This window comes from Aquabacterium soli, assembly GCF_003933735.1.
Classification (GTDB): Bacteria; Pseudomonadota; Gammaproteobacteria; order Burkholderiales; family Burkholderiaceae_C; genus Aquabacterium; species Aquabacterium soli.
The window spans coordinates 296,973-323,083 of sequence record NZ_RSED01000004.1; the positions used below are offsets into that span (position 1 = coordinate 296,973).

23 protein-coding genes and 1 tRNA gene are annotated in these 26,111 nt (G+C 66.5%); 8 read left to right on the top strand and 16 right to left on the bottom strand.

Going from position 1 to position 26,111, the window contains the following annotated elements:
* Positions 1–68: 68 nt before the first annotated feature.
* Positions 69–1,157: a porin gene (locus EIP75_RS06965; RefSeq protein ID WP_125242506.1), complete on the bottom strand. Its 1,089-nt coding sequence runs from the start codon at positions 1,155–1,157 to the stop codon at positions 69–71.
* 288 nt (positions 1,158–1,445) lie between these two features.
* Here EIP75_RS06965 and ruvB point away from each other — a divergent pair, with 288 nt between their 5' ends.
* The gene (ruvB, locus tag EIP75_RS06970; RefSeq protein ID WP_125242507.1) at positions 1,446–2,531 is read left to right on the top strand and encodes a Holliday junction branch migration DNA helicase RuvB; all 1,086 of its coding nucleotides are present in this window, start codon (positions 1,446–1,448) and stop codon (positions 2,529–2,531) included.
* An 82-nt stretch (positions 2,532–2,613) separates the two neighbouring features.
* Here ruvB and EIP75_RS06975 read toward each other — a convergent pair whose 3' ends face one another.
* The 4 genes from EIP75_RS06975 to EIP75_RS06990 all read right to left on the bottom strand — a co-directional run bounded on the left by EIP75_RS06975 (position 2,614) and on the right by EIP75_RS06990 (position 4,820).
* Complete coding sequence (locus EIP75_RS06975; RefSeq protein ID WP_125242508.1) at positions 2,614–2,853, bottom strand: sulfurtransferase TusA family protein; 240 nt, start codon at positions 2,851–2,853, stop codon at positions 2,614–2,616.
* 41 nt (positions 2,854–2,894) lie between these two features.
* Entirely contained in the window at positions 2,895–3,800 is a 906-nt protein-coding gene (cysM, locus tag EIP75_RS06980) for a cysteine synthase CysM (protein WP_199758515.1), read from the bottom strand.
* 119 nt (positions 3,801–3,919) lie between these two features.
* A tRNA-Leu gene (locus tag EIP75_RS06985) sits at positions 3,920–4,004 on the bottom strand.
* A gap of 72 nt (positions 4,005–4,076) precedes the next feature.
* Positions 4,077–4,820: a response regulator transcription factor gene (locus tag EIP75_RS06990; protein WP_158622762.1), complete on the bottom strand. Its 744-nt coding sequence runs from the start codon at positions 4,818–4,820 to the stop codon at positions 4,077–4,079.
* Between the two features lie 255 nt (positions 4,821–5,075).
* Between EIP75_RS06990 and EIP75_RS06995 the strand changes: the two genes are divergently transcribed.
* Positions 5,076–5,273, top strand: a complete 198-nt coding sequence (locus EIP75_RS06995) for a hypothetical protein (protein WP_125242510.1) — start codon at positions 5,076–5,078, stop codon at positions 5,271–5,273.
* A gap of 33 nt (positions 5,274–5,306) precedes the next feature.
* On the opposite strand, the gene EIP75_RS07000 is transcribed toward EIP75_RS06995, so the two are convergent.
* The 3 genes from EIP75_RS07000 to upp all read right to left on the bottom strand — a co-directional run bounded on the left by EIP75_RS07000 (position 5,307) and on the right by upp (position 9,551).
* Positions 5,307–6,581 carry an amidohydrolase family protein gene (locus EIP75_RS07000; protein WP_125242511.1) on the bottom strand — a complete coding sequence of 425 codons (1,275 nt, stop codon included), beginning with the start codon at positions 6,579–6,581 and terminating at the stop codon, positions 5,307–5,309.
* A gap of 72 nt (positions 6,582–6,653) precedes the next feature.
* Entirely contained in the window at positions 6,654–8,759 is a 2,106-nt protein-coding gene (locus EIP75_RS24835) for a methyl-accepting chemotaxis protein (protein ID WP_125242512.1), read from the bottom strand.
* A gap of 150 nt (positions 8,760–8,909) precedes the next feature.
* Entirely contained in the window at positions 8,910–9,551 is a 642-nt protein-coding gene (gene upp, locus EIP75_RS07010; protein ID WP_125242513.1) for a uracil phosphoribosyltransferase, read from the bottom strand.
* Between the two features lie 133 nt (positions 9,552–9,684).
* Here upp and EIP75_RS07015 point away from each other — a divergent pair, with 133 nt between their 5' ends.
* On the top strand, positions 9,685–10,329 hold the full coding sequence (locus tag EIP75_RS07015; protein WP_233584719.1) for a rhomboid family intramembrane serine protease: 645 nt from the start codon (positions 9,685–9,687) through the stop codon (positions 10,327–10,329).
* Here EIP75_RS07015 and EIP75_RS07020 read toward each other — a convergent pair.
* From EIP75_RS07020 to EIP75_RS07050, 7 genes are all read right to left on the bottom strand, one after another.
* Positions 10,312–11,274: a DMT family transporter gene (locus tag EIP75_RS07020; RefSeq protein WP_233584720.1), complete on the bottom strand. Its 963-nt coding sequence runs from the start codon at positions 11,272–11,274 to the stop codon at positions 10,312–10,314. The two genes, EIP75_RS07015 and EIP75_RS07020, sit on opposite strands and share 18 nt — an antisense overlap.
* Before the next feature lie 111 nt (positions 11,275–11,385).
* Positions 11,386–12,312, bottom strand: coding sequence for a DUF4394 domain-containing protein (locus tag EIP75_RS07025; RefSeq protein ID WP_125242582.1), 927 nt, complete (start codon positions 12,310–12,312; stop codon positions 11,386–11,388).
* 81 nt (positions 12,313–12,393) lie between these two features.
* Positions 12,394–15,543, bottom strand: coding sequence for a multidrug efflux RND transporter permease subunit (locus EIP75_RS07030; RefSeq protein ID WP_274379803.1), 3,150 nt, complete (start codon positions 15,541–15,543; stop codon positions 12,394–12,396).
* Between the two features lie 3 nt (positions 15,544–15,546).
* On the bottom strand, positions 15,547–16,686 hold the full coding sequence (locus tag EIP75_RS07035; protein ID WP_125242514.1) for an efflux RND transporter periplasmic adaptor subunit: 1,140 nt from the start codon (positions 16,684–16,686) through the stop codon (positions 15,547–15,549).
* Between the two features lie 124 nt (positions 16,687–16,810).
* A complete protein-coding gene (gene lspA / locus EIP75_RS07040) occupies positions 16,811–17,335 on the bottom strand; it encodes a signal peptidase II (protein ID WP_125242515.1) in 525 nt (174 codons plus the stop codon).
* The gene (gene ileS / locus EIP75_RS07045; RefSeq protein WP_125242516.1) at positions 17,335–20,217 is read right to left on the bottom strand and encodes an isoleucine--tRNA ligase; all 2,883 of its coding nucleotides are present in this window, start codon (positions 20,215–20,217) and stop codon (positions 17,335–17,337) included. The genes lspA and ileS overlap by 1 nt, the downstream gene beginning before the upstream one ends.
* A gap of 157 nt (positions 20,218–20,374) precedes the next feature.
* Positions 20,375–21,361, bottom strand: coding sequence for a bifunctional riboflavin kinase/FAD synthetase (locus tag EIP75_RS07050; protein ID WP_125242517.1), 987 nt, complete (start codon positions 21,359–21,361; stop codon positions 20,375–20,377).
* A gap of 115 nt (positions 21,362–21,476) precedes the next feature.
* On the opposite strand from EIP75_RS07050, the gene EIP75_RS07055 reads away from it, so the two are divergent.
* From EIP75_RS07055 to EIP75_RS07075, 5 genes are read left to right on the top strand one after another with little or no spacing between them, the layout of a single operon-like run.
* A complete protein-coding gene (locus EIP75_RS07055; protein ID WP_199758516.1) occupies positions 21,477–22,379 on the top strand; it encodes a glutamate/aspartate ABC transporter substrate-binding protein in 903 nt (300 codons plus the stop codon).
* A gap of 59 nt (positions 22,380–22,438) precedes the next feature.
* Positions 22,439–23,512, top strand: a complete 1,074-nt coding sequence (locus EIP75_RS07060) for an asparaginase (protein ID WP_125242585.1) — start codon at positions 22,439–22,441, stop codon at positions 23,510–23,512.
* A 19-nt stretch (positions 23,513–23,531) separates the two neighbouring features.
* Positions 23,532–24,266, top strand: coding sequence for an amino acid ABC transporter permease (locus tag EIP75_RS07065; RefSeq protein ID WP_125242518.1), 735 nt, complete (start codon positions 23,532–23,534; stop codon positions 24,264–24,266).
* A gap of 11 nt (positions 24,267–24,277) precedes the next feature.
* Positions 24,278–24,961, top strand: a complete 684-nt coding sequence (gene gltK, locus EIP75_RS07070; protein WP_125242519.1) for a glutamate/aspartate ABC transporter permease GltK — start codon at positions 24,278–24,280, stop codon at positions 24,959–24,961.
* 13 nt (positions 24,962–24,974) lie between these two features.
* The gene (locus EIP75_RS07075) at positions 24,975–25,703 is read left to right on the top strand and encodes an amino acid ABC transporter ATP-binding protein (RefSeq protein WP_125242586.1); all 729 of its coding nucleotides are present in this window, start codon (positions 24,975–24,977) and stop codon (positions 25,701–25,703) included.
* 79 nt (positions 25,704–25,782) lie between these two features.
* Here the strand turns inward: EIP75_RS07075 and EIP75_RS07080 are convergent, their stop codons facing one another.
* Positions 25,783–26,013, bottom strand: a complete 231-nt coding sequence (locus tag EIP75_RS07080; RefSeq protein WP_125242520.1) for a hypothetical protein — start codon at positions 26,011–26,013, stop codon at positions 25,783–25,785.
* Positions 26,014–26,111: the final 98 nt, after the last annotated feature.

The window sequence follows — 26,111 nt, forward strand, 5'->3', positions numbered from 1 at the left end:
GACATAGAAATAAGAAAAGGGGCCAGAAGGCCCCTTTTCAAACGAGAAACGATTGTTTCTTGTTTCGATCAGAACGAGTGGCGCACGCCGATGGCGAAGCCACGGCCAGCCTTGTCGCCAGCGACGGGAACAGCACCCGTGCCAGCACCGTTCACGCTGGCCACGTTCAGGCCCGCCGTACCGGCGGGGCTGTCGTTGTCCACGTTCGTGAACAGGCCGTACACGGCAGTACGCTTGGACAGGGTGTAGACGCCCTTGACGGCCACGATGGTGGCTTCACGGTCGTTGGTGAAGTTCACGCCGTCCACCTTGGAAACGCCAGCGCTAAGGTTGAAGTTCGCACCGATGGGCACGCCCACCTTGATGCCGTACACGTTGCGCTTGTCGTATGTAGCCTGGTTGGCTGCCTTGACGATCTCGCTGTCATCCGATTCGTAGTAACCGGTCAGCTTGGCCGCACCAAAGTCATAAGACGCAAACAGCAGGTAGCCTTCGTCAGTGCTGGCACCAACGCCCGGCGTGGCGGGCACGGTTTGACGATCAACGTTGATGTAGGCAGCGCCGATCGCAAACGGACCAGCCAGGTATTGAGCGCTCAGGCCCCAAGCCTTGCCATCGTCGTTGTCGGCGACTTCTTCACCGTTGGCGCGCGTGGCGTACTGAGCAGCCAGCGACAGGCCGTCCACAAACTTCGGCAGGAAGTAAGTGATGCCGTTGTTGACGCGACGATAGGTGTCACCAGAGAAGGTGCCAGCGATCTTCAGGTCGTCGTAAGGCTGGGCGCCCAGGACGTTGGTGTTGCCAGCGATGGAACCAATCAGGGAATCCTGACGGCCGATGCGCACTTCACCGAAACCACCTTCCAGACCCAACCATGCCGAGCGACCCCAGAAAGCCGAGTCTTGAGCACCGGTGTCGGTCTTCAGACCGGCTTCGAGGGTGAACTTACCCTTCAGGCCGCCGCCCAGGTCTTCAATGCCACGGAAGCCCACACGCGAAGTGGCCAGGTTGTCGGAAGAGACGCGGGTCACGGAATCCGTGCCCTTGATGTTTTCCAGCGAAGCATCCACCACGCCGTAGATGGTCACGGACGATTGAGCCAAAGCGGAAGTCGACACGGCAGCCAGAGCAGCCAGAGCCAGAACGGTCTTTTTCATTGAATTTCTCCAAAATCATTGCAAGTTCAGTGCGCTTCGGGCCGCGAGCCCTCGGCGTCTGACGTGAGTATCAGCAGGCCCCCGACGGGTGTCCAAAGAAGGTTTGCGCATACCGAAGTCCGGAAAAATCACAAACCTGTCCTATGAACCGCCTGGAACCGGCTGCTGACAGAGGTGGATTGCAACAGGCTTTCGCGATTTCTTTTGTGACAACCCTGCCGGATGCTATGGTCCTCCTGGATTATTGTTGCCTTCTGACAACAGGATAAGACCTGTGATAATCACTGTATGAGTATCCAGACCGATGACCTGTCGCCCCGGCGCTCAAGTCCTGCCCGAGCCCCGGCGGAGGTAGAGCGCGTGATCGGTGGAAGCGTGGCTTCTCCACAGGAAGATGTGCTGGAAAGGGCCCTGCGCCCCAAGGATCTGGACACTTACGTCGGGCAGACCAAGGCACGCGAGCAGCTAGAGATCTTCATCAGGGCGGCCAAAAATCGCTCCGAGGCGCTGGACCACGTGCTGCTGTTCGGCCCGCCCGGGCTGGGCAAAACCACGCTCAGCCACATCGTGGCCAATGAACTGGGCGTGAACCTTCGGCAGACCTCCGGACCGGTTCTGGAGAAGCCCAAGGACCTGGCCGCCATTCTGACCAACCTGGAGCGCAACGATGTGCTCTTCATTGATGAGATCCACCGCCTGAGCCCGGTGGTCGAAGAGATCCTCTACCCTGCCCTGGAGGATTACCAGATCGACATCATGATCGGTGAGGGGCCGGCCGCGCGCTCCATCAAGCTGGATCTGCAGCCCTTCACGCTGGTGGGCGCCACCACCCGCGCCGGCATGCTCACCAACCCGTTGCGCGACCGTTTCGGCATCGTCGCCCGGCTGGAGTTCTACACATCCGAAGAGCTGACGCGCATCGTCACGCGCTCGGCGGGCCTGCTGGGCGCCCCGATCGACGCCGAGGGCGCGCTGGAGGTGGCCCGCAGGTCACGGGGTACGCCTCGGATTGCCAATCGCTTGTTGCGCCGCGTTCGGGACTATGCCGAGGTGAAAGGCTCGGGGCGCATCACGCGCGAGATGGCCGACCTGGCCCTGGCCATGCTGGATGTCGACCCGCTGGGCTTCGACGTGATGGACCGCAAGCTGCTGGACGCGATCATCCACCGTTTCGATGGCGGCCCGGTGGGCCTGGACAACGTGGCCGCCGCCATCGGCGAAGAGCGGGACACCATCGAGGACGTGATCGAGCCCTATCTGATCCAGCAGGGCTTTTTGCAACGCACGCCGCGTGGGCGCATCGCCACGGCGCAGGCGTTCCGTCATTTCGGGCTGACGCCCCCGTCGGACAACGTCCAGGGCGGGCTGATCTGAACCCACTCTATATATAGACATGCAAAGAGGCCCCGAGGGGCCTCTTTTTTTCACGTGCATCGCGGCGGCGGGCTGAGGCGGCTCAGCGGCGGCGCAGCACGTGGATGAACTCGTCCTGCCCACCGATCTGGCTGGCCTGCTGGTCGACCAGGTCATTGCCGGTCTGGCGGGCAAAGGCCTGGAAATCACGCACGGATCCCGGATCGGTCGCGATCACGCGCAGCAACTCGCCGCTCTGCATGCCTGACAGGGCCTTCTTGGCCTTGAGGATGGGCAGCGGGCAGGTCAGGCCCCGGGTGTCGAGTTCCGTTTGAGCGTCCATGTGGTGTCCCTTGCTTCTTGGGGCTGATTGTAGCGGCGGCCTCAGGCCGGGAACACGCCGGTGGACAGGTAGCGGTCACCCCGGTCGCACACCACGAAGACGATGGTCGCGTTGCTGAGCGTGCGGGCCAGCTGCAAGGCGGCCCAGCAGGCGCCGGCTGCAGAAATGCCGCAGAACAGCCCTTCTTCGCGCGCCAGGCGGCGGGCCATGTCTTCGGCATCCGCCTGCCCGACCAGGATCAGCTCATCCACCGTGCTCGGGTCGTAGATCTTGGGCAGGTAGGCCTCGGGCCACTTGCGGATGCCTGGGATGCGCGAGCCCTCTGACGGCTGGGCGCCCACGATGCGCACCGCCGGGTTGCGCTCTTTCAGGTAGCGGGATGTGCCGGTGATGGTGCCGGTGGTGCCCATGGCGCTGACGAAATGGGTCACCTCGCCACCAGTGTCCGTCCAGATCTCGGGGCCGGTGGTCTCGTAATGGATGCGCGGGTTGTCGGGGTTGGCGAACTGGTCGAGCACCACGCCCTTGCCTTCGCGCACCATCTGGTCGGACAGATCCCGCGCGTACTCCATGCCGCCGCTCTTGGGCGTGAGGATCAGCTCGGCGCCGAAGGCCTTCATGGTCTGGGCGCGCTCGATACTGAGATCTTCCGGCATGATCAGCACCATGCGGTAGCCGCGGATGGCGGCGGCCATGGCCAGGGCGATGCCGGTGTTGCCGGAGGTGGCTTCGATGAGGGTGTCGCCGGGCTTGATGTCGCCGCGCTCTTCGGCGCGGCGGATCATGCTGGCGGCGGGGCGGTCCTTGACGGAGCCGGCCGGGTTGTTGCCTTCCAGCTTGGCGAGCAGCACATTGCCGCGCTCGGCGTTGTCGGCCCCGGGCAGGCGCTGCAGGCGCACCAGGGGCGTCTTGCCGATGACGTCTTCGAGCGTTGGGTAATTCATCATCCCGCTATTGTGTCAGGCGTTGAAACCCGGTGCGGGGCAGCGGCCAAGAGCCGCGCAAGGCGTTCAGGGCCGAAAGCCCACCTTGTTGTCCGCCATGGCGGAGGCCACGCATGTGTGGCTGGTGCCCCGGGCCGGACTCGAACCGGCACTCCTTGCGGAACCGGATTTTGAATCCGGCGCGTCTACCAATTTCACCACCAGGGCACTGGTCTGGAAAGACGGAAATGTTAGCACAGGGGCGGCGCCCTGCCTGCCGACCACCTGCCGGGTCTGGCCTCAGGCAGGCGCAGCGGCGAACAGGTAGCCCTTGCCACGCACCGTCTGGATCAGCGCCGGCTGGCGTGGATCGTCGCCCAGTTTGTGGCGCAGGCGCGAGACCAGCAGGTCGATGCTGCGCTCGAAGGCGTCGACACCGCGCCCGCGCGCCTCGTCCATCAGGCGGTCGCGCGTGAAGACCTGGTGCGGCTGGTTGAGGAAGGTGAGCAGCAGGCGGTATTCGGCGTTGGACAGCACCACATCGGCCTCCGGGCTGCTCAGGCTCTGGCGGCGGGTATCGAGCTGCCAGTGGCCGAAACGGATGTTGTCGGCTGCCAGGGGGCGATCCGGTCTGTGTTGGGAGGGCTGCTGCTGGATGACGCGGCGGCGCCGCAAGGCATGGATGCGAGCGGCCAGTTCGCGGCGTTCGATGGGCTCGCTCATGCAGTCGTCGGCACCGCGCTCAAGCAGGTCGGCACGTTCGATGGCGGACACGGCAGGCAGCAACGCGATGGCGGGCAGACCATGCTGGCGCGCCTGTCGCAGGCAGTAGTGCAGTTCGGGCTGGTCGGCATCGAACGCGAAGAGCAGCAGCACGCCGTCGAGGCCGGCGCGGCGCATCATCGGCAGGTCGAGCGACGCCAGATCGTGCACAGGGCGTGGCGCCAGGTTGAAGTTGCGCAAGTAGTCGAGCATGGCCTGCCGATCCTGGACATCGCATCCAGGCCGTTGGTCCAGCCACCACACCGACGTCGCCCCATTCATCAACCGCTCCTGCGCGGCCCACGCCGCATCAGGGATCAAGCTTAGGCGCGGCTCCTGCTTCTGAATGGGCTGAATTGGTGGCCTTTGCCACACCTGATGCACCTGGCGAAATCCGCGTGAAGCACCGTGTGAAGCCATGCGCAGGAGCCGATACAAACACGACACACGCCGTATACACAACGGACCGAGAATCACCATCGGCTCCCATGGTGGGTGCGGGTGTCCACATGGACGCAGAGAGACGAAGGAACAAGCATGACGAACTGGTCGAACATGACCATGGACATCGACAGCAGCGGCGACCTGAGCGCCGACGATGTCAGCGCGTTCGAAGAGAAGATGAAGACGCTGTTCTCGCGCCTGCAGCAGATGGGCAGCGCGGAGTACCTGTCGGTGGCAAGCGCCGGGTCCACCACCCAGACCAACGACGCCAACCTGAACTTGTCGGCCTGAGTGGCGCCGCGGCGGCCCAACACCGCGCGCCGTTCAGCCCGCCTGGAATGACACGGCGCCCGGCCGCCCCGGCAACTGCAGCTGGCTGATCTGCGGCGGCGCGGTCGCGATGACCTGCCCGCCACGGATCACGGCCAGGCGCGTGGCGCGCAGCCGGATCGCCTCGACCGGATCGCGCGCCTGCAGCAGCACCAGATCGGCCTTGCAGCCGACATCGACCCCATGGCCTTCGAGCCCCAGGATGCGCGCCGGCGTGGTCGTGATGGCTTCGAAGCACTGGCGCATGGCCTGCTGGCCCGTCATCTGCGCCACGTGCAGGCCCATGTGGGCCACCTCCAGCATGTCGCCACTGCCCAGGCCATACCAGGGGTCCATCACGCAGTCGTGGCCGAAGGCCACATCGATGCCCTGCGCCAGCATCTCGGGCACGCGGGTCATGCCGCGGCGCTTGGGGTAGGTGTCGTGCCGGCCCTGCAGCGTGATGTTGATCAAGGGGTTGGCGATGGCGGCTACACCTGATTCCTTGATCAGCGGCAACAGCTTGCTGACGTAGTAGTTGTCCATGCTGTGCATGGACGTGAGGTGCGAGCCGGCCACCCTGCCCTGCAGGCCCAGGCGCTGCGCATGGAAGGCCAGGGTCTCGATGTGGCGCGACATCGGATCGTCGGTCTCGTCGCAGTGCATGTCGACGCGCAGGCCGCGCTCGGCCGCCAGTTCGCACAGCACCCTCACGGATTCGGCGCCATCGGCCATGGTGCGCTCGAAGTGGGGGATGCCGCCGACCACATCGACGCCCATGTCGAGCGCGCGGCGCAGGTTGTCGAGTGCACCAGGGCTGCGCAGGATGCCGTCCTGCGGGAAGGCCACCAGCTGCAGATCGATGTAGGGCTTGACCCTGGCCTTGACGTGCAGCAGCGCCTCGACGGCCAGCAGACGGTGATCGCACACATCGACGTGCGAGCGGATGGCCAGCAGGCCGCGCGCAGCCGCCCAGTCGCAATAGGCCATGGCCCGCTCGACCAGCGCCTCCTGCGACAACAGCGGCTTGAGCTCGCCCCACAGCGAGATGCCTTCGAGCAAGGTGCCCGACTGGTTGACGCGCGGCTGGCCATAGCTGAGCGTCGAGTCCATGTGGAAGTGCGCATCGACAAAGGGCGCGGTGACCAACTGGCCTGCGGCATCGATCTCGCGCGCGGCCGTGGCAGCCAACCGCGGCTGGACGGCATCGATGCGGCCCTGCGCGATGGCGATGTCCTGGTCCTGGCGCCCATCGGGCAAGGTGCAGTGGCGAAGGATCAGCTCGAACACGAAAAAGGCTCCGGGCAAAGGATGCCAGGAGCCTAGCAGGGATCAGGCCATGGCGGCCGGATCAGGGCTGGATCAGAAGGTTTCCCAATCGTCGTCGGCACCCGCCTTGGCCGTGCGGGCTGGCGGTGGTGAAGGCAACTGCGGCGAAGCCTCGGCACGGGCCTTGGCCGTCGTGCCCACGGCCGGCGGACGGAGCTGCGCTTTCGCGGCCACCTTCGGCGCCGGCGTCACGGGGCGCGGCTCCAGGCGCGCGGCACCGATCGGCGCCCTGGCCTGGCGGATGATCTGCTGGGTGTGCTGTTCGGCCTGCACCTGGCGGGTCTTGAACACGCCCACGGCTTCGGTCAGGCGCTGGGCCTGCTGGCGCAGGCTTTCGGCAGCGGCCATGCTTTCTTCCACCAGCGCGGCGTTCTNGGCACCCGCCTTGGCCGTGCGGGCTGGCGGTGGTGAAGGCAACTGCGGCGAAGCCTCGGCACGGGCCTTGGCCGTCGTGCCCACGGCCGGCGGACGGAGCTGCGCTTTCGCGGCCACCTTCGGCGCCGGCGTCACGGGGCGCGGCTCCAGGCGCGCGGCACCGATCGGCGCCCTGGCCTGGCGGATGATCTGCTGGGTGTGCTGTTCGGCCTGCACCTGGCGGGTCTTGAACACGCCCACGGCTTCGGTCAGGCGCTGGGCCTGCTGGCGCAGGCTTTCGGCAGCGGCCATGCTTTCTTCCACCAGCGCGGCGTTCTGCTGCGTCATCTGGTCGAGCTGCGTCACGGCCTGGTTGATCTGGCCGATGCCCTGGCTCTGCTCGGTGCTGGCATGCGCGATCTCGCCGACCAGGTCGGTGACCTTGCGCACCTGCATCACCACGTCGTTCATGGTGACACCGGCTGTGCCGACCAGTTCGCTGCCGGAGTTGACCTTCTCGACGCTGTCGCTGATCAGGGTCTTGATCTCGCGGGCTGCCTGGGCGCTGCGCTGGGCCAGCGAACGCACCTCGCCGGCCACCACGGCGAAGCCACGGCCCTGCTCACCGGCACGAGCGGCTTCCACCGCGGCGTTCAAGGCCAGGATGTTGGTCTGAAACGCGATGCCATCGATCACGCCGATGATGTCGGCGATCTTCTGGCTGGACGACTGGATGCCATTCATGGTCTGCACGACCTGGTTCACGACCTCGCCACCACGGGCGGCCACGCTCGATGCGGCGCTGGCCAGTTGGTTGGCCTGCTGGGCGTTGTCGGCGTTGGTGCGCACGGTGCCGGCCATCTGCTCGACCGCGGCAGCGGTTTCTTCCAGGCTGGAGGCCTGCTCTTCGGTGCGGCCGCTCAGGTCGGTGTTGCCCTGGGCGATCTGTGTGGAGGCGGTGGCCACCGAATCGGCACCCATGCGCACCTGCTGCACCATGGTCGACAGGCTGTCCATCATCTGGGCCAGGGCCTGCTGCATCTCGCCGATCTCGTCATGGCGATCATGGCGCACGGAGCGGGTGAGGTCACCACTGGCCACGGCCTTGAGCACGCCCACGGCGTCCTGCACGGGCGCTGCGATCAGGCGGCTGATGTACAGGGCCACGGCCATGCCCAGGCCCACGATGATGAGCACCGACAGCACGATGGCCCAGCGGGCGTTCTGATAGGTGCTCTGAGCACTGTCGCGAGAGGCGTCGCCGCCCTTCACATTGAGCTTGACGATGGTGTCGAGCAGGGCGCTGGCCTGCTGGAAGCGCTGCTGGGCTTCACGGCTGGCCAAATTGCGCGCTTCGTCGTTGAGGTTCTGCTTCGACAGCTGCACCACCTTGGCGTGCTCGGCCAGGTAGGCGTCCCACTGCTGGTTGAAAGCGTCCCATTGCGCTTTTTCTTCGGGGCTGTTGATGAGCTTGGCGTACTGGGCCTTGTTGTCGTCGATGGCCTTGAGCGCCTCGTTCATGGCGCCTTCATACCGCTGCATGAAGCTCTCGTCGGTGGACAGCACATGCTGCAGCTCGGCCACGCGCAACTGCCCCATTTTGGCGTTCATCTCGGAGACCAGGCGGGTGCTGGGCATCCAGTTGTCCGCGATGTCGTGCATCGCGTCGTTCAGGCCGGTCAGTCTTCGCTCAGCCAGCAGGCCCATGATGGCGGAGAAGGCCATCACGACGGCGAAGGACAGGATCAGTTTGGGCTTGAGGCGCAGGTTGGCGAACCATTGCATTGTTGTTCTCCAGGAGAAAGGGGCAGCCAGATGGACAGCATGCCGCCGACAAAGGAGTGTGCAAGGTTCCGCCAAGCGCCAAAACAACTGGAACAGCGGAATCTGCCCGCAATTTTCAGATTTTTCAGATAGCTTGCGGGCAGGCCCGCATCAACGGGTTCCGTACAGGCGATCGCCCGCGTCTCCCAGGCCCGGCACGATGTAGCCGTGTTCGTTGAGGTGGCTGTCGAGCGAGGCCGTGAAGATGGGCACGTCCGGGTGGGTTTCGGTCAGGTGCTGCACGCCTTCAGGCGAGCAAAGCAGTGAAATCAGCGTGATCTGGGTGCAGCCAGCCGCCTTCAGGCGGGCGATGCCGGCGGCGGCGGAATGGCCGGTGGCCAGCATCGGGTCGACCACCAGCACCTGGCGGTCGGCGATGTCCGAGGGCACCTTGAAGTAGTACTCCACCGGCTCCAGCGTGGCCGGATCCCGGTACAGGCCGATGTGGCCGACGCGGGCCAGCGGCAGGATGTCCAGGAAGCCTTCGAGCATGCCATTGCCGGCACGCAGGATGGACACCAGGCACAGCTTCTTGCCGCTGATGACGGCAGACTCCATCGTCGCCACCGGCGTCTTGATGGTGATGCGCTCGGTGGGCAAGGCACGGGTGGCCTCGTAGGCGAGCAACTTGCTGACCTCACGCAGCAGCTGGCGAAAGCTGTCGGTGTTCGTCTCTTCCGCGCGGATCCAGGTCAGCTTGTGCTGGATCAGCGGGTGGGTGACGACGGTCAGGTTGGGAAATTCAAGCGGCATTCTGCAGGTACTCCGGGATCTTCTTTCAACAAATCGATGTACAGCCCCTAGCGAGGACCGTACCAAGGCCAGCGCCGGGCTTTGATGACACCATGGGGCGGCGGCACCGTCAAGGGCTCTATGATGATGTCCATTGTCCCGACTCTCCCTTGCCGAGAAGATGCCACCGCTGCCACCCATCACCCAGGCCATCATCCTCATCAACGTCGCGCTGTTCTGCATCGACATTGCCCTGGGGGGCATGCTGACCTGGTGGATGGAGCTGTGGCCCGTGACCAGCCCCAACTTCATGCCCTGGCAGGTGGTGAGCTATGCCTTCATGCACGGCTCGATCACCCACCTGCTGCTCAACATGCTGGGCCTGTGGATGTTCGGCGGCGAGATGGAGCGGCTGTGGGGCCCGAAGCGTTACCTGCAGTTCTACGCGGCCGGCGCGCTGGCAGCGGCGGCCTGCCAGTTGATCATCTCGATGGTGGCCGGCTGGGGCAACCCGATGGTGGGGGCGTCCGGTGCGCTGTTCGCGCTGCTGATGGCCTTCGGCATGACATTCCCGGACCGCACCATCCTGCTGCTGATCCCGCCCATCCCCATCAAGGCCAAGTACCTGGTGATGATCTACGGCGCCTTCGAGCTGTACCAGGGCGTGGCCGGCACGCAATCGGGCGTGGCGCATTTCGCCCATCTGGGCGGCATGCTGGGCGGCTGGCTGATGCTGCGCTACTGGGCAGGCAAGCCGCCCTTCCCGCCCCGCAAGCTCGGGTCACGCGGCCGGTTCTGACGTCGATGTGGGCCGGGCGGCCGGTGTCGACGACGACAGCACGATGCCCGCCCCGATCAGCACCAGCGCGCAGGGGTGATACCACTGTGGCGCGGTGCCCAGCAAGGCCCAGGCCCACACGGCGGCGAACACCGGCGTGAGGTTGCTGAAGAACGCGGCCACCGTGGGGCCCACCGCCCGCACGCCCTGCCCCCAGCCCCAATAGGCCAGTATCGACGGGCCGATCGCGATGAAGAGCAGCCCGAAGACCAGGGTGCCCAAGGCCTGCGCATCGGCCGGCCAGGGGTGGCTGTGCCCCACCACGGCGGATTCAACCCCTGCGCTGGCCGTGGCCCACAGCGTGCCGAACAGCACCTGCAGCCACAGGAACTCGGCCCAGTTCCAGGCCGGCTCGCCCTGCATGCTGGCGGGCTTGCGCACCAGCAGCCAGCTGTAGATCGACCAGGTCAATGCTGCCAGCAGCATCAGCAGATCGCCCGGCACCAGGCGCACCTCGCGCAGGTGCGCCCAACTGCCTTGCGACATCACCAGCACCACGCCAGCGCATGACAACAGCGCCCCGCCCAGCTGGCGCGGCGTGGCCCGCTGGCCAAAGCCGATCACGCCCACCAGCATCATCCACATGGGCATGCTGGCGCCGATCAAGGTGACGTTCAGCGGTGAAGAGGTGCGCAGCGCCATGTACTGCAGCGAGTTGTAGCTGCCCACGCCCAGGGCGCCGATCAGCATCAGGTAGCCGGCCCGCCGGCGCAAGGCCTCGTGCTGGCGCAGCACCTGCCAGGCCCAGGGGGCCATCAGCACCGCCACCAGGGCCCAGCGCACGGCATTGGCCATCACCGGAGGCATGTGCCCCACGACCAGGCGGCCGACCACGGCATTGCCGGCCCACATCATCGGCGGCAGGGTCAGGAAGAACAGCGTGCGGGCGTCAAGTGTCGGTTTCAACGGCGGGACCACGGATCAGGCGGAGCCGCCATTAGGCCACCGGATCGGATGCCCATGTCCGGACATCCGAGCGCCTCGTCATGAGCAGGGGCCGCCATGCGGCCCCGTGCATCAGGCCGCTGCCTGGCGGCGACGACGCATCAGCGGCACCAGGGCCAGGCCACCGATCACCATGGCCCAGGTGGCGGGCTCGGGCACGGGCGCCAGCGCCGTCAGACCGATGATGGAGCTGACAGGCGCGCCGCCCACACCGAAGGCGCCGATGTACGTGGCCAGGTTGCCGCCCGGTGTCAGCGAGATGCTGTACAGCCCGGTCTCACCCGTGTCGCCATCGGTCAGGGCCGCGTAGGCATTGCCTGCAGCCGAGATGTCGAAGCCCGCCACCGCACTGGTGTTCACGCCCAGCGAGCCGATCAGGGTCTGCACGCCACTGGTGGGCAGGCCTTGCTGGTAGAGGCTGTCAGAGGCGGCATCGATGCCGTAGAGCGCCGTGCCCGTGGCGGGGTTGGTGTCGTTGTTGGTGTAGGCCGAGGCCACGATGGTCAGCGTGCCGCCACGCACCGTGTTGTCGGTGATCACCTTGCCCGCGTTCGGGCCGCTCACGGCGATGCGCAGGTTCTCGCTGGCATTGCTGACCACGCGCAGCGAAGGCGCGCCGCTCAGATCGGCCACGGGGTTGAAGTCGAAGCCGAAAGCCGTGCCGCGCAGGCCGGTGAAGGTGTCGCTGGTGTCCGTGGGATCGGCCGACAGGGCCACGACCAAGGTGGCCGCGCCCGTGCTGGTGTTGAGCGTGTACAGGTTGTTGTTGATGCCCAGCGCATAGACCTGCCCCGTGCTGGGGCGCAGGTCGATGGCGCGCAGGCGGTCGGTGCCCAGGCCGGTGATGGTCAGCAGGCTGCCCTGCGAGGGCGCGGCCGAGTCGAAGCTCAAAAGCTTCTGGTCGGTGGTGAGCGCCACCAGGGCTTCGGCCCGGGCGATTTGAGAAGCGAGCAGGGATGACAGGCAGGCGGCGGCCAAGGCCACGTGGCTCAATTTCATGGTGAACTCCTGGAAACGTTGAATGAAGGGCTGACCCGGGCTTGGAAACGCCCTGGGCCGCCTTCAGTTACGTGACGGAATTCACATTGGATTCAAATCCGCTTTTTCTGCAGGGCCAATGGGCTGGCGTTGACGGTGGAACAGGCGGTCCAGCGCCAGGTAGACCACCGGCGTGGAATACAGCGTGAGCGCCTGGCTGACCAGCAGCCCGCCCACCACCGCGAAGCCCAGCGGCTGGCGCAGTTCAGCACCCGTGCCAAAGCCCAGCATCAGCGGAATGGCGGCCAGCAGCGCGGCGATCGTCGTCATCATGATCGGGCGAAAGCGCGCCAGACAGGCCTCGCGGATGGCCTCGTGCGGGCTCAGGCCGCGCTCGCGCTGGGCCTGCACCGCAAAGTCCACCAGCAGGATGCCGTTCTTCTTGACGATGCCGATCAGCAGCACCACCCCGATCAGCGCCATCACCGAGAAGTCGAAACCGCCCAGCCACAACAGAGCCACGGCGCCCACCCCCGCCGAGGGCAAGGTGGACAGGATGGTCAGCGGGTGCACGAAGCTCTCGTACAGCACGCCCAGGATGATGTAGACCGCCAGCACCGCCGCCAGGATCAGAAGCGGCTGCGAGGCCAGCGATTGCTGGAAGGCCTGGGCCGCGCCCTGGAAGCGCCCGGGCAGGTTGTCGGGCATCTGCAGGTCGGCACGCGCTTGGTCCAGCAGCTTGACGGCATCGCCCAGGGCCACGCCGGGCGCCAGGTTGAACGACAGGTTCACCGCCGGCGACATGCCGTAGTGGTTGATGGCCAGCGGGCCGGTCTGCGGCGCCTCCAGCCGCGCCACGGCCGACAGCGGCACCATCTGCTGCGTCTTGGTCGAACGCAGGAACAGCCAGTCCAGGCTGTCGGTGCGGCCACGCATCGCCGGATCGATCTCCAGCACCACCTGGTACTGGTTCACCTCGGTCTGCATCTCGCTGATCTGGCGCTGGCCGTAGGCGTTGTAGAGCAGCTGGTTGATGTCGTCCACGCTCAGGCCATAGCGCGAGGCGGCCGTGCGGTCGATGGTCAGGCGGGCCACACCCGCGCCCATCTGCAGATCATTCGAGACATCGCGGAACTGGGGCATGGACGACAGCCGCTCCGTCAGTTTGTCGGCCCACTCGGCCAATGCCACGTTGTCATCGCCCTGCAGGGCGTACTGGTACTGCGTGCGCGCCGGGCCCGTGCCCAGGTTGATGTCCTGCGCGGCGCGCATGTAGAGCATCACGCCGGGCACCTGGGCCAGCTGCGGGCGCAGGCGGTCGATGAAGCCCTGGGCCGACACGTCACGATCTCCCCGGTCCTTCAGCACGATCCAGAAGCGCCCGCTGGACATGTTCTGGCTGCCGCCGGTGGCGCCCACCGAATGGGCGAAGCTCAGCACGGCCGGGTCCTTGGCCACGATGGCTTCCAGCGCCTTGTGCTTGGCCACCATCTGGTCGAACGATGCATCCTGCGGCCCTTGGCTCGTGCCCAGCACGAAGGCCGTGTCCTGCAGCGGGAAGAAGCCCTTGGGCACGAACACGTAGCCGGCCACGGCCACGCCCAGGGTCACGAAGAACACCAGCAGCATGCGGCCCTGGTGCCTGAGCGACCAGTCCAGGCTGCGGCCGTAGCCGTCGATCAGGCGCTGCACCAGGCCGCCTTCCTGATGGGCAGGCGCCGAGCGCATCCAGCGCGAGGCCATCATGGGTGCCAGCGTGAGCGAGGCCACCACCGAGATCAGGATGGCCACCGTGACGGTGACCGCGAACTCGCGGAACAGGCGGCCCACCACCCCGTCCATGAACAGCAGCGGGATGAAGGCCGCGATCAGCGACACGCTGATCGACACCACGGTGAAGCCGATCTCGGCCGAGCCTTTCAACGCGGCTTCGCGCATGGATTCGCCATGCTCCAGATGGCGGTGGATGTTCTCGACCACCACGATGGCGTCATCGACCACGAAGCCCACCGCGATGATCAGCGCCACCAGCGTGAGGTTGTTCAGGCTGAATCCCAGCGCATCCATGGCCGCGACGGTGGCGATCATGGCCACACCCAGCACCGCGGTCACGATCACCGTGGCCGAGATCTGGCGCAGGAAGAAGCCCATCACGGCCACCACCAGCACCACCGTGAGCGCCAGCGTGATCTCGACCTCGTGCAGCGAGGCGCGGATGGTGCGCGTGCGGTCGTTGAGCACGCCCACCTCGACGCTGGCGGGCAGGCGCTCGGACAAGCGCGGCAGCGCGGCCATGATGCGGTCCACCGTGGCCACGATGTTGGCTTCGGGCTGGCGGCGGATGATGATGTTCACGCCCTCGCGGCCGTTCTGCCAGGCCGCGACATAGTCGTTCTCGGCTCCTTCGGTGATGCGCGCCACGTCGCCCACGCGCACGGGCACGCCCTCGTGGTCGGTGATGACCAGGTCAGCGTACTCGGCCGGCTTGAAGAGCTGGTCGTTGGTGGCCAGCGTGGCGTTGCGGTCGGCGCCCACCAGCGAGCCCTTGGGCTGGTTGACGCTGGCCTTTTGCACCGCCTCGCGGATGTCGGCCAGGGTCAGGCCATGGGCCGCCAGCTTGGCGGGCGAGGCCTGGATGCGGATGGCCGGTTTGCGCTGGCCGGTGATGCCCACATCGGACACGCCCTCGATCTGGCTGATCTGGCGGGCCAGCACCGTGTCGGTCAGGTCGCTCAGCTCCGGCATCGACAGCACATCGGACTGCACCACCAGCACCAGGATCGGGCTGTCGGCCGGGTTGACCTTGCGCCAGGTGGGCAGCGAGGGCATGTCCGAGGGCAGGCGCCCGGACACGGCATTGATGGCGGACTGCACCTCCTGCGCGGCGGTGTTGATGTCCTTGTCGAGCACGAACTGCAGCGTGATGTTCGTGGTGCCCAGCGCGCTGGACGAGGTCATCTCGGTGATGCCGGCGATGCCGCTGAGCTCGACCTCCAGCGGCGTGGCCACGGCGGCGGCCATGGTGTCGGGGCTGGCGCCCGGCAGGCGCGCCGAGATCTGGATGGTGGGGAACTCGGCCTGCGGCAACGGGGCCACCGGCAGGCGCGGAAACGCCAGCAGGCCCAGCAGCACCAGCGCCAGCGTGAGCAGCGTGGTGGCCACGGGGTGGGCAATGAACCAGGCGGAAACGTTGCGGCGGGCAGGCTCGGAGGCGACAGCGCCAGTGGGCGGCACGGGGGGCGGCATGCTCATCGGTCAGCCCTTGGCTGCCGCGGCCGGCAGCACCTTGACAGTGGCCTTGGGCTTGAGGCGGGACTGGCCATCGACCACCACGGCGTCGCCCGCCGCGATGCCGGAGGCGATCACGGCGCGCTGGTCATCCTGCCAGCGCACCTTCACGGGCACCATCTCGGCCACGTTGTCGCGCACGCGCCAGACGAAGGTGGCGTCTTTCAGGCCCCGCTGCAGGGCCTGCGTGGGCACGACCAGGGCCTGGTCCAGCGTGCCGGTGCGCAGCGTGACGGCCACGAACTGGCCGGGCCAGAGCTCTTCCTTTACGTTGGGCACCTCGGCCTTGAGCTTGAGCGAGCCGCTGGCCGGGTCGACCCGGTTGTCCACCGTGGTCAGGCGGCCTTCGGCCAAGAGGGTGCCCTGCTCCTGGTCGGCGATCTGCACGCGGGCGGGGGCCGATTGCTTGACGGCCTGGCGCACCTCGCCCAGGCGGCCTTGCGGCACCGAGAAGATCACCGCCACCGGCTGGGTCTGCACGACGCTGACCAGGCCGTTGGCATCGGTGGGGCGCACCAGGTTGCCGACATCGACCTGCCGCAAGCCCGCGCGGCCTGCCACCGGCGACGTGATGGTGGCGTAGGACAGCTGCACGCGCGCCGCGTTCGCCGCGGCCTCCTGTGACTGCACCTGCGCCCGCAGTTCGGCCACCAGGGCCACCTGCTGGTCAAGCTGCTGGGTGGACACCGCAGCCTGGGCGGCCAGGCCCTCATAGCGCTTCAGGTCGAGCTGGGCGATCTGCAGTTGGGCCTTCAGGCGATTCACATCGGCCTGGGCCTGGTCCACCTGGGCGCGCAGGGAGCGGTCGTCCAGCCGGGCCAGCACCTGGCCGCGGGTGACGGGCTGGCCTTCCTTGAACAGCACCTCGGTGAGCACGCCTTCGATCTGCGGGCGCACCAGCACCTGCTGCAAGGCCTGCACCTGGCCCACGGCGCTGAGCGTGCTGGGCAGGTCCTGCAGGCTGGCCTGGATGACGCGGACCGGTACCGCGGGGGACGCCTTGGGCGGGTCGGCGGCCTGCAACTTGGGCGACAGGGCCGTGCTCAACCAGGCCATCAGCCCGGCCGATACCGCCAAGCCCGTCCACACCCATCGTCTGGAAACCATCAAGACCACCTCTTCGCTGCATGCCTGTCCGCACCGGGCAAGAACGCCCGAGCGGAGGCACCCGCATCGTAAAACAGACGCGTTCGTGTCGAGATGTTGCCTGTCGGTTCCCTGGTTTGTTTTTTCAGCTGCCGCGCCGCACGCGCCGCAGCTCGTCCACGATCAGCAGCACCGCTCCGATGCTGATGCCGCAATCGGCGATGTTGAAGGCCGGAAAGTGGCCGCCATGGAACACCGGCTCCAGGAAGCGCCAGTGGAAATCCAGGAAATCGACCACGTAGCCGTGGATCAACCGGTCAATCACATTGCCGATGGCCCCGCCCATGATCAGCGCCAGCGCCAGCGAGAACAGGCGCTGCCCGCCATGCTGCTTGAGCATGTAGACCATGAAGCTCACGGCCACGACACCCAGGCCGACGAAGAACCAGCGTTGCCAGCCACCCGCCTGTGCCAGGAACGAGAAAGCCGCGCCCTCGTTGTGCACCCGCACCAGGTTGAAGAAGCTGGTGACGTGGCGCGAATCCCCGTACTCGAAGACCCTGATCACCACGACTTTGGTGATCTGGTCCAGGAGGATGATGATGGCGGCCAGCCCCAGCCAGGGCCACAGTGATCCAGAGCCGGTGCCGGCCTTGCCCCGCGCCGCCATCAGGCCACCACGCGGGTTTCGCCCGCGCCACCCAGGTTCAGCGCACAGCGGCCGCACACGCCCACGTAGCGCGGGTCGCTGCCCACGTCGTCGCGGTAGTGCCAGCAGCGCTCGCACTTGGTGGCGCTCGATGGCGTCACCTTCACGCCCAGCGCTTCGCCTTCGATCAGCGTCACCTTCGAGACGATCAGCACGAACTTGAGGTCATCGCCCAGCGAGGCCAGCAAAGCGTGGTCTTGCTCTGATGCCGTCAACTCGATCTCGGCCTGCAGCGAGGCGCCGACCTGGCCGGCGGTGCGCACGGTTTCGATCTCCTTGTTGACCAGCTCGCGGATCTCGCGCACGCGGGCCCACTTGGCCAGCAGCTCGGTCTGCTGCTCGGCGCCCGCGAAATCGCAGTACGTTTCGGTGAAGATGGTCTCGCCCAGCCCCAGCACCTGCCAGGCCTCTTCGGCCGTGAAGCTCAGGAAAGGCGCCATCCAGCGCAGCATGGCCTGGGTGATCTGCCACAGCGCGGTCTGCGCGCTGCGGCGCGCCAGGCTCTTGGCGCCGGTGGTGTAGAGGCGGTCCTTGAGCACATCCAGGTAGAACGCGCCCAGGTCTTCGGAGCAGTACACCTGCAGCTTGCCGACCACAGGGTGGAACTCGTAGCGCTCGTAGTGGGCCAGGATGTCGGCCTGCAGCTCGGCGGCACGCGCCAGGGCATGGCGGTCGATCTCCAACAGGTCGGCAGCGGCCACCGTGTCCACGGCCGGATCGAAATCGACCGTGTTGGCCAGCAGGAAGCGCAGGGTGTTGCGGATGCGGCGGTAGCCATCGACCACGCGGGCCAGGATCTTGTCGTCGCCGGCGATGTCGCCCGAATAATCGCTGGAGGCCACCCACAGGCGGATGATCTCGGCGCCCAGCTTCTTGCTGGTCTCTTGCGGGTCGACGCCGTTGCCCAGCGACTTGCTCATCTTGCGGCCCTGGCTGTCCACCGTGAAGCCGTGGGTCAGCAGGCCCTTGTACGGGGCACGGCCGTAGATGGCGCAGGCCACCAGCAGCGAGCTGTGGAACCAGCCTCGGTGCTGGTCATGGCCTTCCAGGTAGAGATCGGCCTCGGGGCCGTGCGCGTGGCCGGCCGTGGGGTGGCTGCCCTGCTCGGGGTTGAGCACGTGGAAGAAGGTGGAGCCTGAGTCGAACCACACGTCCAGGATGTCAGTGGACTTGCTGTAGTTTTCAGCTTCATCGCCCAGCCACTCGGCCGGATCCAGCTTGGACCAGGCCTCGACACCGCCCTGCTGCACCAGGTCAGCGGCGCGGTCGATGAAGGCCAGCGTGTCAGGGTGCAGCTCGCCCGTGATCTTGTGCAGGAAGAACGGCAGCGGCACGCCCCAGTTGCGCTGGCGGCTGATGCACCAGTCAGGGCGGTTGGCGATCATGTCGCGCAGGCGGGCGCGACCGTTCTCTGGGTAGAAGCTGGTCTGGTCGATGGCGTCCAGCGCCAGCTGGCGCAGGGTCTTGTCGGCCTTGTTCGTGGTGAACACGCCCTGGCCTTCGTCCATCCGCACGAACCACTGCGCGGCGGCGCGGAAGATCACCGGCTTCTTGTGGCGCCAGCAGTGCGGGTAGCTGTGGGTGATCTCGCTGGAGGCCAGCAGGCGGCCGTGCTCGCGCAGCGTCTCCAGCACCACAGGGGCGGCCTTCCAGATGTGCTGGCCGCCGAACAGGGGCAGCTCGGCCTCGTAGACACCATGGCCCTGCACAGGGTTGAGGATGTCGTCGAACTTCAGGCCATGGGCCACGCAGCTGTTGAAGTCGTCCACACCGTAGGCGGGGGCCGAATGCACGATGCCGGTGCCATCTTCGGCGCTGACGTAGTCGGCCAGGTAGACGGGCGATTCGCGGTCATAGCCCTTGTCCACATGGGCCAGCGGGTGCTTGAACTTGAGGTTCTCCAGCTTGGCGCCCGGCGTGGTGGCCAGCACCTTGACCTGCTCGGGCGTGAAGCCGTAGCGGGCGGTGGCCTTCTCGACCAGGGCTTCGGCCAGCACCAGCAGGCCCTTGGGCGTGTCCACCAGGGCGTAGGTCAGCTCGGGGTGCACGTTCAAGGCCTGGTTGGCCGGGATCGTCCAGGCGGTCGTCGTCCAGATGACGGCGAATGCTTCCTTGCCGTTCAGCGAAGGCAGGCCGAAGGCCGCGGCCAGCCTGGCCGGCTCCGCGCTCAAGAAGGCCACGTCCAGCGTCTGCGACTTCTTGTCTGCGTACTCGATCTCGAACTCGGCCAGCGACGAACCGCAGTCGAAGCACCAGTACACGGGCTTGAGGCCGCGGTAGACGAAACCGCGCTCGATGATCTTCTTGAGCGCACGGATCTCGCCGGCCTCGTTGCCGAAATCCATCGTGCGGTAGGGCTTGTCCCAGTCGGCCAGCACGCCCAGGCGCTTGAAATCGGTGCGCTGCAGGTCGACCTGCTCGCCGGCATAGGCACGGGCCTTGGCCTGCACGTCGTCACGGCTGAGGTTGCGGCCGAAGGTCTTCTCGATCTGGTTCTCGATGGGCAGGCCATGGCAATCCCAGCCGGGCACGTAGATGGCGTCCAGGCCCTTGAGCTGGCGCGCCTTCACGATCATGTCCTTGAGGATCTTGTTGACGGCGTGGCCCATGTGGATCTGGCCGTTGGCGTAGGGCGGGCCGTCGTGCAGCACGAACTTGGGCGCGCCGCAGCGGGCATCGCGCAGCTTCTTGTAGATGCCCTGGTCTTCCCAGGCCTTGGCCCACCCCGGCTCGCGCTTGGGCAGGTCGCCCCGCATCGGGAAGGGCGTGTCGGGCATGTTCAGCGTCGCGCGGTAGGCACTCTGGTTCTGGCCGTCTGGCTTGGCGGGCTTGTCTTGGCTCATGTCGATCTCGGTCAAAACAGACCCACCCGGCGTTCGTGCGCTGGTGTGGTGGGTCTGTGGGGCATCTGGGGGGCATCGCCGACCGACTCGGCGCGTGCAGGGGCGACAGGGTGCGGGCTGTCCGCTGGCGCAAGGCCGGCGGATCGGTCAGCCCGCGTCAAATTCGGTCGCGGGTGGTCTGGCGGCCCTGGGCCTGGAAAAAGGCCTTGGCGTCGGCAATGTCCTTGTGGATGGCGGCCTGCAAGGCCTCCAGCCCGTCATAACGGGCTTCATCGCGAAGTTTGTGCAGGAGTTCCACGCGCACGATTTTACCGTAGCCCCCCTCGCTGCCCAGTTCAGGGGGCCAATCCAGGCAATAGACCTCCAGCAGCACGCGCCCGGCCTCTTCCACCGTGGGGCGCACGCCCAGGCTGGCGACCCCCTCCAGCGGCTCGGGCGCCAGGCCATGGGTGCGCACGGCGAAGATGCCCTGCGTGGCGGGTTTTTCATGGCCGAAGCGCACATTCATGGTCGGGCAATCGAGCGTTCGGCCCAGCTTGCGGCCGTGCACCACATGCCCGCTGATGCTGTAGGGGCGCCCCAGCAGGCGGCCGACGCGGTCCATGTCACCCGCCGCCAGCGCCTCGCGCACCACGGACGAGGACACCCGCACGCCATGCACCTCGTAGCTGAGCATGCGGGCCACGTCGAAACCCCGCTCGGTCCCCAGGCTGTCGAGCAGGGCGTAATCCCCCGCGCGCCTGGCGCCGAAGCGGAAGTCATCGCCCACCAGCACATAGCGGGCATGCAGGCCCTGCACCAGCACCTGGTCCACGAAGGCCTGCGGGCTCAGGCTGGCCAGGGCCTGGTCGAAGGGCAGCACCACCACCTGGTCGATGCCGCAGCGCTCCAGCTCATAGAGCTTGTCGCGCAGGGTGCCGATGCGCGGCGGGGCCAGCTCGGGTTTGCCGGCCAACGCCGCGAAATAGTCGCGGGGATGCGGCTCGAAGGTGAGCACGGTGCTGGGCAACCCCCGGTGCTGGGCCTCGCTGCGCAGCAGGGCGAGCATGGCCTGGTGGCCTCGGTGGACACCGTCGAAGTTGCCGATGGTCAGGGCGCAGGCGGGGGCCAGGGCGGCGTGGTGGACGCCTCGGAATACTTGCATGGGGGAGATTATCCTCCCCGCAGGCCCCTGGCACGACCTGTGCGATAAAGCACAGACCCGACATCCGGATGCCGTCCGGATGTCCTGTGTCCCATCAGAGAGACAAGGATCCCACATGAGCAAGAACACCACCCTCCTGCGCGGCGCCGTGATGTGTCTGGCCCTGGCTGGCACGGCCGCCCAGGCCCAGACGGCCTCGCCCACCCTCAAGAAGATCGCCGACACGGGCACCATCAGCCTGGGCCACCGGGAATCCTCCATCCCCTTTTCGTACTACGACGACAAGCAGCAGGTGGTGGGCTATTCCCACGAGCTGATGCTCAGGGTGGTCGAGGCCGTCAAGGCCGAGCTCAAGAAGCCCAAACTGGCCGTGCGCCTCGTGCCGGTCACCTCGCAGAACCGCATTCCCCTGGTGCTCAATGGCACGGTGGACATCGAATGCGGCTCGACCACCAACAATGCCGAGCGCGCCCGCCAGGTGGATTTCTCCACGAACATCTTCGTGGTCGGCACGCGCCTGATGACCCGCAAGGACTCGGGCATCAAGGACTTCGCCGATCTCAAGGGCAAGAACGTCGTCGTCACGGCAGGCACCACCTCCGAGCGCCTGCTGCGCCGCTACAACGAAGAGAAGAAGGCCGGCCTGCGCATCATCTCGGCCAAGGACCACGGCGAATCCTTCCTCACGCTGGAAACCAGCCGCGCGGTCGCCTTCATGATGGACGACGCCCTGCTCTACGGCGAGAAGGCCAAGGCCAAGCGTCCCGATGACTGGACCGTGGTCGGCACCCCCATGTCCGACGAGGCCTACAGCTGCATGATGCGCAAGGGTGATCCGGCGTTCAAGAAGATCGTGGACGCCACGCTCACCAAAGCCATGACCTCGGGCGAGGCCGCCAAGATCTACGCCAAGTGGTTCCAGCAGCCCATCCCGCCCAAGGGCCTGAACCTGAACTGGCCGATGTCGCCCGAAGTGCAGGCCCTGTTCAAGGCCCCGAACGACAAGCCGTTCGAATGAGCCGCTCGCGCCGCAACTCGCTGGACCGTTGGCTGATGGCCGCCGGCAGCGCCCTGGCCATGGGCTTGCCGCCTGCACAGGAAGCGCTGGCACAAATGTCGGCACAAAGGGCTCCCGGGGCCTCGCTGGCGCAGCCAGCGGCCAAGGCCCGCGTGGTGATCCTGGCCACCGGCGGCACCATCGCCGGGGCCGGCGCCTCGGCCGCCAACAGCGCCACCTACCAGGCTGCCAAGGTGCCGGTGGACAAGCTGCTGGCCTCGGTGCCCGAACTGGCCAACGTGGCCCAGGTGCGTGGCGAACAGGTGTTCCAGATCGCCTCGGAAAGCTTCACCGATGCGCAACTGCTGCAACTGGGCAAGCGCGTGTCGGCCCTGAGCAAGCAGGCCGATGTCGACGGCATCGTCATCACCCATGGCACGGACACCCTGGAAGAAACCGCCTACTTCCTGAACCTGACGGTGCACACCAGCAAGCCCGTCGTGGTGGTCGGCTCCATGCGCCCGGGCACCGCCCTGTCGGCCGATGGCGCGCTCAACCTCTACAACGCCGTGGCGACGGCCGCCTCGCCCACCGCGGGCGGCAAGGGCGTGCTGGTGGTGATGAACGACGAGATCCACACCGGGCGCGATGTGAGCAAGTCCATCAACGTGCGCACCGAGGCGTTCAAGAGCCCCTGGGGCGCCCTGGGCATGGCCGTCGAAGGCCAGACCTACTGGTTCCGCGCACCCGTCAAGCGCCACACGGTCCACAGCGAGTTCGACATCGACCACATCGACCACCTGCCGCAGGTGGAGATCGCCTACGGTTACGGCAACGCCTCGCCCACGGCCTACCAGGCCTTCGCGGCGTCAGGCGCCAAGGCGCTGATCCATGCCGGCACGGGCAATGGGTCGGTGTCCAGCGCCGTGGTGCCGGCCCTGCGGGAACTGCGCGCCAAAGGGATCCACATCATCCGATCCTCGCGCGTGGTGGGCGGCGGCTTCGTGATCCGCAACGCCGAGCAACCCGACGACCAGTACGACTGGATCGTGGCGCACGACCTGAATCCCCAGAAGGCCCGCATCCTGGCGGCGCTCGCACTGACAAAGACGAACGATGCCCAGGTCATCCAGCGCATCTTCATGGACTACTGAGCAAACCCAGGAGCCTTTGATGAGCTACCAATGGAACTGGTCCATCTTCTCGCAGCCCACCGCGATGGGCGATGACAGCACCTACTGGGGCTGGATGATCGCAGGGTTCAAGATGACACTGACGGTGTCCTTGAGCGCCTGGGTGCTCGCCCTGGTGCTGGGCGCCCTGGTGGGCGTGCTGCGCACCGTGCCCTCCAAGGGCCTGCAGCGCCTGGCCAGCGCCTATGTCGAGGTGCTGCGCAACATCCCGCTGCTGGTGCAGCTGTTCATCTGGTATTTCATCGTGCCGGAACTGTTGCCTGCCTCGTGGGGCAACGCCATCAAGCAAATGCCGCCGGAGTGGCAGCAGATCGGCGCGGCCGTGCTGTGCCTGGGGCTGTTCACCAGCGCGCGGGTGGCCGAGCAGGTTCGTGCGGGCATCCAGAGCCTGCCGGTGGGGCAGACCCGTGCGGCCCTGGCGCTGGGGCTCACACTGCCGCAGGCCTACCGGCTGGTGCTGCTGCCCATGGCCTTTCGCCTGGTCGTGCCGCCCCTGACCTCGGAGTTCCTCAACATCTTCAAGAACTCGGCCGTGTGCTCGACCATCGGCCTGCTGGAGCTGGCCGCGCAAGGGCGCCAGCTGGTGGACTACACCGCCCAGCCCTATGAGTCGTTCATCGCGGTGACCGTGATGTACGTCGTCATCAACGTCGTCGTGATGGGCCTGATGAGCTTGCTGGAACGCAAGACCAAGGTGCCGGGCTACATGGGCTGAAAGGACACGACATGGCTTACGACTTCGATTGGTCCTCCATCCCCGGCGCCCTGCCCATCCTGGGCCAGGGGCTGCTGGTGTCGCTGGAGATCACGGCCATCGCACTGGCGGTGGGCCTGGTGTGGGGAACCGTGCTGGCCGTGATGCGGCTGTCGCGCCACGCACCGCTGCGCTGGCTGGCCGCGGGTTACGTGAACCTGTTCCGCGCCGTGCCCCTGGTGATGGTGCTGCTGTGGTTCTTCCTGATCGTGCCACAGGTGCTCACGGGCCTGTTCAACCTGCAGCCCGGCACCGACGTGCGCATGGTGTCGGCCATGGTGGGCTTCGCCTTGTTCGAATCGGCCTATTACGCCGAGATCATCCGTGCGGGCATCCAGAGCGTGCCCAAGGGCCAGCTGGCCGCGGCCACGGCGCTGGGCCTCACGCCCCTGCAGGGCATGCGCCTGGTGATCCTGCCTCAGGCCCTGCGCAACATGGTCCCTCTGCTGCTCACACAGGCCATCGTGCTGTTCCAGGACACCTCGCTGGTGTATGTATCGGCCCTGGCCGATTTCTTCGGCTCGGCCTACAAGGTGGGCGACCGCGATGGCCGCCTGGTGGAGCTGCTGCTCTTTGCAGGCGCCGTCTACTTCGTGCTGTGCTTCGCGCTGTCGCGCCTGGTGCAGCGGCTGCGCCCGGACCCCGCCAATGGCTGAAACCTCACCACACATGATCCAGATCGACCACATCTCCAAGCACTACGGCGCCTTCCAGGTGCTGACCGACTGCAGCACCACGGTCAGCAAGGGTGAGGTGGTCGTGGTCTGCGGCCCCTCCGGCTCGGGCAAGTCCACGCTGATCAAGTGCGTCAACGGGCTGGAGCCCTTCCAGGCTGGCCGCATCCTGGTCAACGGCACTTCGGTGGGCGATGCCGGCTCGTCCCTGCCCAAGCTGCGCAGCCAGGTGGGCATGGTGTTCCAGCACTTCGAGCTGTTCCCTCACCTGAGCATCATCGACAACCTCACCCTGGCCCAGAAGCATGTGCTCAAGCGAAGCACGGCAGAAGCAGTGGACAAGGGCATGAAGCTGCTGGAGCGTGTCGGCCTGACGGCCCAGGCGGCCAAATCGCCCGGCCAGCTCTCAGGCGGCCAGCAGCAGCGTGTGGCCATCGCCCGGGCGCTGTGCATGGACCCCATCGTGATGCTCTTCGATGAGCCGACGTCAGCATTGGATCCGGAAATGGTCGGCGAAGTGCTCGACGTGATGACCGAGCTGGCCCAGGAAGGCATGACCATGATGTGTGTCACGCACGAGATGGGCTTTGCACGCCGCGTGGCAGACCGTGTGATCTTCATGGACGCAGGCCGCATCGTGGAAGACCGTCCCAAGCAGGATTTCTTCGATCACCCCGCGTCCGAGCGCGCTCAGCAGTTCCTGGCCCGCATCCTGCACCACTGAGCCCCTTCAGACATGACAAGGGCCTGCCCCTTGCGGGGCAGGCCCGATCAATCAGGCCAAGGCCTCGATCAGCCGCGCATCAACGCTGCTGATCGGACTTGCCCTGGTTGCTGCCGGGCTGCTGGTTGCTGCCTTGCTGGCCGCTCTGGTTGCTGCCCTGGTTCTGGTTGCTGCCTTGCTGGCCGCTCTGGCGACCGGCCTGCTCCTGCTGGTTCTGGCGGTCGGTGTTGCTGCCTTGCTGCTGCTTGGACGGGTTGTCCTGCTGTTGCTGCTGGTTCTGCTTGCTCGGGTTTTGGTTCTGCTGAGTCATGGTGCTTCTCCAGGATCTGTTGAAAGCATCGGCGGGATTGCCGATGACTTTCATCAGCAATCGACGTTCCCGTCAAAGCCTCTCGCGCAGGCCCGTCG